Source organism: Catenulispora rubra, from assembly GCF_015356825.1.
Classification (GTDB): domain Bacteria; phylum Actinomycetota; class Actinomycetes; order Streptomycetales; family Catenulisporaceae; genus Catenulispora; species Catenulispora rubra.
The window spans coordinates 73,772-84,998 of the sequence record NZ_JAACYW010000011.1 but is presented as its reverse complement, the minus strand read 5'-3'; the positions used below and the strand labels follow the sequence as shown (position 1 = coordinate 84,998).

General features: G+C 70.5%; 1 protein-coding gene and 1 pseudogene. One reads left to right on the top strand and one right to left on the bottom strand.

Annotated features, from left to right (window positions below):
• Positions 1-183: pseudogene (locus GWK61_RS56045) on the top strand (hypothetical protein); the annotation flags it as partial.
• Positions 184-284: 101 nt separating this feature from the next.
• Here the strand turns inward: GWK61_RS56045 and GWK61_RS05720 are convergent.
• Positions 285-11,225 (bottom strand): non-ribosomal peptide synthetase, encoded by a 10,941-nt coding sequence (locus tag GWK61_RS05720; protein ID WP_194905705.1) that lies wholly within the window; start codon positions 11,223-11,225, stop codon positions 285-287.
• Between the last annotated feature and the right edge of the window lie 2 nt (positions 11,226-11,227).

The window sequence follows — 11,227 nt, the reverse complement described above, 5'->3', positions numbered from 1 at the left end:
CTCCACGCGAGAAGCGGAACGGCCGCAGCCCCGGACCCGACACCCCCCGACGGTCCCGGCAGCACAGCCCCCGACAGCCCTCCGCTCAGCAGCGCTCTGGAGCTCGGTACGGCCCATTGCTGTCCGAACTGCGGACACGCCATCACCATCGTCAGTGTGCTCATCGCCCTCGACGACGAGTGATCCCACCGGGCCGGGCAGGCCGACGACGTCCTGCTCAGCGCCCTGATTCCATCGTCGGATCCTGAAGCGCGTCGACCGGCGGTGCGGACGCGTCGATGTCCTCATGCCCGAGGGACGTCGCCCGACCGCACCGCCGGTTCTCTCGTCGCCCTGCGGAGCAGCTCCACCAGCGTGGACGTCAGACGCCGCACCAGCGGCCGGTCGAAGACGTCCGGTGCGAACTGGGCCAGGGCTTCGATCCCGCCGGGGCCGCCGTCAACGGTCTGCTGTTCGTGCAGAACCAGTGACAGGCCGGGGGTCCGGCCGCCGGCCGCCGCACGGCCGAGCCGCTGCGCACGAACGGCTTGGAGGCCGGGCAGATCCCAGGGCAAGTCGAGGAAGCCCTCCAGGCTCAGCATCACCTGGAACGGCGGATTGCGGGTCGGGGTGAGCTCGTCCACCAGGAGGTGGAACGGCAGATCCTGGTTGAGGTTCGCGGCCAGGTTCGTGTCACGTACCCGGCGCATCAGTTCCGCGAAGGTCGGGTCGCCGTCCACCTTGGTGCGCAGCACCAGCATGTTGGCGAAGAGCCCGATGACATCGTGCACCGCCTCGTCGGAGCGGCCCGCCGACGCGGAGCCGATGGGGATGTCCCGCCCGGCTCCGACCTGTGCCAAAGCGGCCACCAAGGCCGTCTGGAGGACCACGAACAGCGTGCAGTGCGCGCTTCGGGCCAGGGAGAGCACGCCCTGATGGACCTGCGGGTCCACGGTGAACGTGAGCACCGAGTCCGGCCGGTCGGGATCGGGCCCCGCTTCGGCGCCGCGCAGGGCCAACGGCTCGGGAAGGTCGGCCAGCGCCCGGCTCCAGTAAGCCCACTGATGATGGAACAGAGTGCCGGGCTCGTCCCGCCGGTCGAGCAGATCGCGTTGCCAGAGCACGAAGTCGGCGTACTGCACCGGCAGCGGGGACCAGTCGGGAGCCTTCCCGCCGGACGAACGCGCCGCGTAGGCGGTGGACAGGTCGCGGCTCAACACTCCGACCGACCAGCCGTCCGAGACGATGTGGTGCACCGTGATCGCCAGGACCTGGTCGGCCGGTGCCAGCTGGAGCACGGCGACCCGCCAGGGCACCTCGGCGGACAGATCGAAGCCCCGGGCGAGCTCGTCGGCCAGGGCTTCGGCCAACTCCGGCTCGGTCACCGCCCGCACCGTCGGGACCGGGACCGCCCCGGCGGCGGCGGCGTCCAGCACCACCTGGTAGGCGCTCGTCCCGGCGCCGGCGAAAACGGTGCGCAGGGACTCGTGCCGCCCGGCCACATCGGCCACGGCCGACCGCAGGGCGGCCAGATCCAGGTCGCCGGTCAGTCGCACGGTCACGGGCACGCTGTCGCCCGCCCGCGACCCAGGCTGCTGATTCACCGTCCAGAGACGCCGCTGATCAGGCGTCAACGCGATCCGGTCCGGACGGTCCAGCGGCAGCAGTGCCGGCCGCGCCGCGCCGGACCCGTCCAGATGCCCGGCCAGGCCTGCCACCGTCGGGGAGAGGAACACGTCCCGGACCGCGACCTCCACGCCGAGCGCCGCGCGGATCCGCGCGACCAGCCGCATCGCCAGCAGCGATTCGCCGCCGAGGTGGAAGAAGTCGTCGTCGATCCCGACCCGGTCCAGGCCGAGCACGTCCGCGAACAGGCCGCACAGAACCTCCTCGCGCACGGAGCGCGGGTCACGGCTGACGGCGAGCGCGGCGAAGTCCGGGGCGGGCAGCGCTGCCCGATCCACCTTCCCATTCACCGTCAACGGCAACGCGGCCACCGGGACGAAGGCGGCCGGGACCAGATGATCGGGCACCTTGGCCGCGACGAACTCGCGCACCGCGGCGACATCGAGCACCGTGTCGTCGGCGGGGACGAGGTACGCGACGAGACGATTGTCCGACCCACCGTCCCGACGGGCCAGGACGAAGGCCTTGGCCACCCCCGGATGAGCGGCCAGGGCCGCTTCGATCTCGCCGGGCTCCACCCGGAACCCGCGGATCTTGACCTGATCGTCGCTGCGGCCGAGGAACACCAACTGCCCATCGACGTCCCAGCGCACCAGGTCTCCGGTCCGGTACATCCGGGCGCCCGGCTCGAAGGGGCACGCCACGAACCGCGACGCCGTCAGCGCGGGACGATGCCCATAGCCGCGCGCCAACTGCACTCCAGCCAGATACAACTCACCCGGCACCCCCGCCGGCACCAACCGCAACCGCTCATCGAGCACGAACACGCCCATGTTCGGGCTCGGCTGCCCGATCGGCATGCCGGACCCACGCACCGGTCGCTCGTCGAGCCGGTACACCACGCACCCGACCGTCGCCTCCGTGGGACCGTACTCGTTGACCACCGCCGCTGACCAGCGCTCGTGCGCACGCCGGGCCAGGTCGATCGGCAGCGCCTCGCCGCCGACCACCACGACCTCGGCTCCGGTCCCGACTTCGGCCTCGGCGAGGCCGTCGAGCATGGCTTCGAGCGCCGCCGGGGTGGTCTTCAGGATCCCGATCCGGGACGTGGACAGCCGGCCGGCGGACGCGGCCACGGCTTCGGCCCCCGACTCCGCCACCACCGTCACGCACCCGCCGCACACCAGCGGCACGAACAGCGCGGTGATCGTCAGATCGAACGCCGGCGAGGAGTACAGCAGCGAACCGCGTCCGGATCCCGGACCGTACTGCGCACCCGCCCACCGCAGATACTCCGCGAGAGCGCGGTGTTCGACCATGACGGCCTTGGGGACGCCGGTCGAGCCGGAGGTGTAAATCAGATACGCCAGATCCCCCGCATCCGCGGACGCTCGGGGGTCCCCGGTCGGCTGCGCGGCCAGGGCCTCGGCCACCGCCGCGTCGTCCAGGCTCATCACCCGCGCGCTGATCCCGGGCATCCGAGCGGCTCCCGCCGCGTCCGTGAGGACCAGCGACGCATCCGAGTCGTCGAGCATGAACCCGATCCGCTCAGCCGGATACTCCGGATTCACGGGCAGATACGCCCCGCCGGCCTTCAACACCCCCAACAGGGACACGACCAGCTCGGCGGAGCGCCCCAGCACCACCCCGACCACCGATTCCGCGCCCACCCCGTGTCCGCGCAGGAAGCCCGCCAGCTGATTCACCCGGGCGTTCAGCTCCGCGTAGGTGAGCTCAATGCCCTCACATACCACCGCCACCGCCTGCGGCGTCCGCGCGACCTGGGCCTCGAACAGGCCGACCACCGTCGAGGCACCGAGGTCCGCCGCACCCTGACCGACCTCGGTCAGCAGCCAGTCCCGCTCCCCCGGCAGCAGCAGGTTGACATTCGCGACGCGGAGGGAGGCGTCCGCGGCCACCTGTTCCAGTACCCTGATCAACCGCGCCACCAGGTTCTGCGCGGTCGACGGGTCGAAGAGGTCGGTGCTGAATTCCAGCAGACCATTGAGACCGCTGTCCGCACCGTCCTCGCTGTCCTCGCCATCGTCGCCGTCCGAGCGTTCCCACAGGTGGACGAACAGGTCGAACTTGGCGATCTTCAGCGCCAGCGGCTCGACGCTCAGATCCACCCCGGGCAGGCTCAGGCCCGCCTTCGGAGCGTTCTGGAGCACGAGACCCGCCTGGAACAGGGGGTGCCGGGACAGGGAGCGGGCCGGTTGCAGGACGTCCACGAGGTGTTCGAAGGGCAGGTCCTGGTTGGCGTAGGCGGCCAGGTCGGTCTCCCGCACGCGGGCGACGAGCTCGGCGAAGGTGGGATCACCGCTCAGATCGGTGCGCAGTACCAGGGTGTTGAGGAAGTAGCCGACCAAATCGTCCAGCGCGGAATCGGTGCGCCCGGCGATCGGTGTGCCCAGCGGGATGTCCTCGCCACCGCCCAGCCTCGACAACAGCAGCGCCAAGGCGGCCTGGACCACCATGAACAGCGTCGCGCCACACCCCCGCGCCACCTGCACCAGGTCCTGATGAAGCCGGGCACCGACCTCGAAGTGGACCATCGAGCCCTGATGCGTGACCTCCACCGGTCGTGGCCGGTCCACCGGTAGCTCCAACTGCTCCGGCAGATCCGCCAACGCTTCCTTCCAGTAGGCCAGCTGACGCTCGAACAGGCTCTCCCGGTCCGCGTGACGGTCGAGAAGACCACGCTGCCACAGCGTGAAGTCGGCATACTGCACCGGCAACGGCGGCCACTCCGGCGCCCGGCCGTCCAGCCGTGCGGTGTAGGCCGCGGACAGGTCCCGGGCCAGCACACCGACCGACCAGCCGTCGGCCGCGATGTGGTGCACCACGATCGCGAGCACGTGCTCCGTCGGCGACACACCCAGCAACGCCACCCGCCACGGCACCTCACGAGTCAGATCAAAGCCCTGATCGGTGATCCTCGACAGTTCCTCGGACAGCTGCGCCTGGCTCACCTCGCGTGCTGTCAGCCGCGGTACGGCACCCGGCATGTCGCAGTCCAGGACCGTCTGACATCCGATCCCGTCCAGGTCCGCGAAGACCGTGCGCAGCGCTTCGTGCCGCGCGGCGACGTCCCCGAGCGCCGCGTCCAGCGCGGCGGCGTTCACGTCGCCGTGCAACCGAAGGACACTGGAGATGTTGTAGGCCCCGCTCGGGCCCTCAAGCCGGTGCAGGAACCACATCCGCTGCTGGCCGAACGACAACGGCACGGTGCCGGGCCGCGCGGCCGGCAGCAGCCGCGGGCGGAGGACCCCGGTCGCGTCCTCGTCGAGCCGGGCGGCCAAGCCCGCCACGGTCGGGGCCTGGAACACGGTGCGGATCGGCACCTCCGTGCCGAGTACCGTGCGGATCCGTGCCACCAGCCGCATCGCGGTCAGCGAGTCCCCGCCGAGGGTGAAGAACCCGTCATCGATACCGACCCGCTCCAGACCGAGCACGTCCGCGAACAGGCCGCACAGGATCTCCTCGCGCGCCGTCCGCGGAGCACGGTCGGTCGCGAGCGCCCCGAAGTCCGGAGCAGGCAACGCGGCCCGATCCAGCTTGCCGTTCACCGTCAACGGCAAGGCGTCGAGAACCACCGCCGCAGCGGGCACCATGTAGTCCGGCAGCTTGTCGGCCGCGGACTTCAACACTGCCGCACCGTCCAGCACGGAATCGTCGGCGGGGACCAGATAGGCGACCAGACGCTTGTCCGATCCCTCGTCCTGGCGAGCCAGCACCACAGCTTGCGCCACACCAGGCTGATCGGCGATGACGGCCTCGATCTCGCCGGGCTCCACCCGGAAGCCACGGATCTTGACCTGATCGTCGCTACGGCCGAGAAAGTCCAGCTGGCCATTGGCGCCCCAGCGCACCAGGTCTCCGGTCCGATACATCCGGGCCCCGGGCTCGAACGGGCACGCCACAAACCGCGACGCCGTCAACCCGGCACGCCCGGCATACCCACGCGCCAACTGCACCCCGGCCAGATACAACTCACCCGGCACCCCCGCCGGCACCAACCGCAACCGCTCATCGAGCACGAACACCCGCACTCCAGGCAGCGGACCGCCGATCGACACGACCGGACCGTCCTGAACCGTGCAGCGCACGCCGGTCACGTCCACCGACGCCTCAGTCGGCCCGTACAAGTTGAACAGTTCCGTCCCCGGCAGCTGAGTAAGGAATCTGTCACGCACGCCCGCGCCCAATGCCTCACCACTGGCGAAGACCGCCCGCAATCCCGTACAGCGGCCCGCCGATGGAACGAACGCTTCCAGCATCGACGGCACGAAGTGCGCCACCGTCACCCGCGCGTCAACCACCAGCCCCGCCAGATACTCGGGGTCGCGATGACCGCCGGGCCGCGCCACCACCAACGCCGCACCCCGCGTCAACGGCCAGAAGAACTCCCACACCGACACGTCGAACCCGAACGGCGTCTTCTGCACCACCCGATCCACATCAGACAACGGATACAACCCCTGCATCCACGCCAACCGGTTCACCACACCGCCATGCGCCACCGCCACACCCTTCGGCACACCCGTCGAACCCGACGTATAGATCACATACATCGGATGCGACGGCAATAGGCGGCCGGACAGTTCGCCGGACAGCGGTACGCCGTTCGCCAACTCCTCGATCACCGCCGGGTCATCGACCACCACGCGCGCCAGCGGGCTGTCCGGCAGCAATGACGTGAACGCGCTCGTCGTCACCACACACACCGCGGCCGCATCCGTCAGCAGGAACCCGACCCGCTCCGGCGGATACTCCGGATCCACCGGCAAATACGCCCCACCCGCCTTCACCACAGCCAGCAACACCACCACCAGATCCAGCGAGCGCTCCATCACGACGCCGACGACCGACTCAAGCCCCACACCACGACCCCGCAGGAGAGCCGCCAACCGGTTCACCCGCGCGTCCAACTCCGTGTACGAGAGCTCAACACCCTCACACACCAACGCCACCGCGTCCGGCGTCCGCGCCACCTGCGCCTCGAACAGATCCACCACCGTCGCGAAGCCGGCCTCCGCAACCTCGGCACCACCCACGCCGGCCTCGGTCAGCAACCACTCCCGTTCCCCGGCCGACAGCACGTCGACATCGGCCACGCGGACAGAGGCATCCGCAGCCACCTGTTCCAGCACCCTGATCAACCGCGCGGCCAGACTCTGCGCGGTGGACCGGTCGAACAGGTCTGTACTGAACTCCAGCAGACCGTTGAGACCGCCGCCGTCCTCCTCCGATCGCTCCCACAGGTGCACGAACAGATCGAACTTGGCGACGTCCGACTCCAGGGGTTGCACGCTCAGCTCCAGCCCCGGCAGGCTCAGGCCCGCCTTCGGCGCGTTCTGGAGCACGAAACCCACCTGGAACAGCGGATGCCGGGACAGCGAGCGCACCGGCTGCAGGACGTCCACCAGGTATTCGAACGGCAGGTCCTGGTTGGCGTACGCGGCGAGGTCGGCTTCCCGGACCCGCTTCACGACCTCGGTGAACGTCGGATTCCCGCTCAGGTCGGAACGCAGTACCAGGGTATTGAGAAAACACCCGACCAGATCGTCCAGCGCGGCATCCGTACGCCCCGCGATCGGCGAGCCCAACGGAATGTCTTCACCGGCACCCAACCGCGACAACCACACCGCCAACCCGGCCTGGACCACCATGAACAACGTCGCCCCGGACGAGCGGGCGATCCCCGCCAACCCGCGCCGTGCCCGTCCGTCGACCTCGAAGTGCACCGTCGAGCCCTGATGCGTGACCTCCGCGGGCCGCGGACGGTCCGCGGGTAGCGCCAGCTGCTCCGGCAGGCCGGCCAAGGCGTGCTGCCAATGCGCCAGCTGACGGCCGAACACGCTCTCCGGATCCTGCCGGCCCGCCAAGAGCTCGTGCTGCCACTGGGAGAAGTCGGCGTACTGCACCGGCAGCGGCGACCAGTCGGGCGCGCGGTCGTGCAGGCGTGCGGCGTAGGCGGCGGAGAGGTCGCGGGCCAGGATGTTCATCGACCAGCCGTCCGACGCGATGTGATGCACCACGATCACCAGCACGTGCTCCGTCGGCGCCGTCCGCAGCAGCCCCACCCGCCACGGCACCTCGTGAGCCAGATCGAATGGCAGGCCCAGCTGTTCGGCGACCGTCCCGGGCAGGTCCGCCGCGCTCACCTCACGCGTCGTCGCCTGCGGCACGGCGCCTGGCGTGCCAGGGTCGAGAACCAGCTGCCTGGCGGCCCCGTCGGTCTCGGCGATGACGGTGCGCAGCGTCTCGTGGCGGACGGCCACATCGGTCACGGCCGCTTGCAGGGCGACGGTGTCCAGCTCCCCGGACAGCCGTACCGCCCAGGGGATGTTGTTGACCGCGCTGGGTCCCTCCAACCGGTGCAGGAACCACATGCGCTGCTGGCCGAAGGACAACGGCAGCGCCTCCGGGCGCCGGACGGCCGTCACGGCGGTGCGCGGTATCCCGGCCTCGTCCAGGCGACCGGCCAGCGCGACGACCGTCGGGGACTGGAACACGGTGCGGATCGGCACTTCCGTGCCGAGCACCGTGCGGATCCGAGCCACCAGCCGCATCGCGGTGAGGGAGTCCCCGCCGAGGGTGAAGAACCCGTCGTCGATGCCGACCCGCTCCAGACCGAGCACGTCCGCGAACAGCCCGCACAGGATCTCCTCGCGCGCAGTACGCGGAGCACGGTCGGTCGCGAGTGCGGCGAAGTCCGGAGCGGGCAACGCGGCCCGATCCAGCTTGCCGTTCACCGTCAACGGCAACGCGTCCAGCACGACGAACGCGGCCGGGACCATGTACTCCGGCAACCTGCCGACCGCGAACTCGCGCACTGCGGCGACATCGACGGCGGCATCGGTGTCGACGGCGACCGCAGTGTCGTCAGCAGAGACCAGATAGGCGACCAGGCGCTTGTCCGATCCCTCGTCCTGGCGGGCCAGCACCACGGCCTGGGCCACGCCCGGGTGAGCGGCCAGGACCGCCTCGATCTCGCCGGGCTCGACGCGGAACCCGCGGATCTTGACCTGATCGTCGCTGCGGCCGAGGAAGTCCAGCCGTCCTTCGGCGTCCCAGCGCACGACGTCCCCGGTCCGGTACATGCGCGTCCCCGGCTCGAACGGGCACGCCACGAACCGCGACGCCGTCAGCCCAGGCCGACGCCCATAGCCCCGCGCCAACTGCACCCCGGCCAGGTACAGCTCGCCCGGTATTCCCGGCGGCACCAACCGCAAGCGGTCGTCGAGCACGAACACCCGGACCCCGGGGAGCGGACCGCCGATCGAGACGACCGGGCCGTCCTGCAGGGTGCAGCGCGTCCCGGTCACGTCCACCGACGCCTCGGTCGGCCCGTACAGGTTGAACAACTGAGTATCAGGAAGCTGAGTGAGGAACCTGTCGCGCACCCCGGCGCCCAGCGCCTCGCCACTGGTGAACACCACCCGCAGCCCGCCGCATACCCCCGCCGACGGCACGAAGGCCTCCAGCATCGAGGGCACGAAGTGCGCCACCGTGATGCCCGCGTCAACCACCAGCCCCGCCAGATACTCAGGATCGCGATGACCGCCCGGCCGCGCCACCACCAACCCCGCGCCGCGCGTCAACGGCCAGAAGAACTCCCACACCGACACGTCAAAACCGAACGGAGTCTTCTGCACCACCCGATCCGCATCAGACAACGGATACAACCCCTGCATCCACGCCAGACGGTTCACCACACCGCCATGCGCCACCACCACACCCTTCGGCACACCCGTCGAACCCGACGTATAGATCACATACATCGGATGCGACGGCGACAGCCCCGCGTCGGGCACCGACGAGGGGTCCAAGCCCGCCAGCTCCTCGACCACCGCCGGATCGTCGACCACCACACACTCCACCGACTCCTCCGGCACCGACCCCACGAACTCGCTGGTCGTCACCACACACACCGGAGCCGCATCCGCCAGCAGGAACCCGACGCGCTCCGGCGGATACTCCGGATCCACCGGCAGATACGCCCCACCCGCCTTCAATACGGCCAGCAACACCACCACCAGATCCAGCGAGCGCTCCATCAGCACGCCGACGACCGACTCCAACCCCACACCACGGCTCCGCAACAAAACCGCCAGCCGGTTCACCCGCGCCGCCAGCTCCGCGTACGTGATCGCAGTACCCTCATAGACCAGTGCCACCGCATCCGGCGTCCGCGCCGCCTGCGCCTCGAACAGACCCACCACCGTCTCGGAGCCGGCCCCCGCGGCCTCAGCCCCGCCCACGCCGGCGTCGGCCAGCAACCACTCCCGCTCCCCCGGCAGCAAGACGTCCACGTCTCCCACCGACACCGAGGCGTCCCGCACGATTTGTGCCAGCACCCTGATCAGCCGCGCCGTCAGACCCTCCGCCGTGGCCCGGTCGAACAGATCAGGCTGGTACGTCAGCCGCAGCGCGCGCAGCGTGGCGAGGAGCGCCAGCGGGTAGTGCGTGGCGTCGCGGCCGGCCGTCCGGGTCAGGCGGAGGCCGCCTCCCAGCTCCGGCCCGGCGGACGCGGCGGAGCCGGGGGTTTCGGCCGGGAAGTTCTCGAAGACCATCAGGGTGTCGAACAGGTCGCGCGCGCCGACGAGGTGCTGGATCTCGGCCAGGCTCAGGTATTCGTGCGCCATCAGCGTCGTCTGTTCGTCCTGGAGGCGGACGAGCAGGTCCGACAGCGGCTCGGCGGGACTCCAGCGGGCCCGCACCGGAAGGGTGTTGATGAACAGGCCGACCATCGTCTCGATGCCCGGGATCTCCGGCGGCCGGCCGGCGGTCGTGCTGCCGAACACCACGTCGGTGCGGCCGGTCAGCGTGCCGACCAGGATCGCCCACGCCCCGCGCAGCAGGGTGCTGGCAGTCAGGCCGTGCTCGCGGCCGAAGGCCTGGAGCCCGGCGGTGAGCTCGGCGGGCAGCTCCACCCGGACCTCGTCCGGATCGACCGGAACGCGGTGGACGTCGGCCGGGGCGACCAACGTCGGCTCCACGCCCCGCAGCTGCTCCCGCCACACCGCCTTGGCGACGCCGTTGTCCTGGCGGGCCAGCCAGGCCAGGTAGTCGCGGTACGGCGGGGGCGGCGGCAGTCCGGCGTCGTCGCCGCCGCGCCGGTAGAGGTCGAGCAGCTCCTTGGCGAGGATCGAGGTGGACCAGCCGTCGGAGAGGATGTGGTGGAAGGTGAGGATCACCCGGGCCTGCCCGCCGCCGAGCCGGATCGCGGCCAGCCGCAGCAGCGGCGGGACGGCCAGATCGAACCGCCGCGACCATTCCTCGTGCTGCGCTTCCGACGCCAACCGGTCCCGCTCCGCCTCGGGTTCGGAGCTGAGATCGACCTCGCGCACCGGCAGCTCGACCTCGCGCGGGATCACCTGCACCGACTCGCCGGACTTGACGGTCCGGAAGCCGGCGCGCAGGTTCGGGTGCCGGCGCAGCAGCGTCCGGGCCGTGGCGCGCAGCGCGCCGAGGTCCACCTCCCCGGTGAGTTCGAAGACCAGCTGGGCCCGGTAGACGTCGATCGCCGACGCGTCGTCGAACAAGGCGTGGAACAGCATGCCGCGCTGCATCGGCGACAGCGGCCAGACATCGGACAGTCCAGGTCGGTTCACGG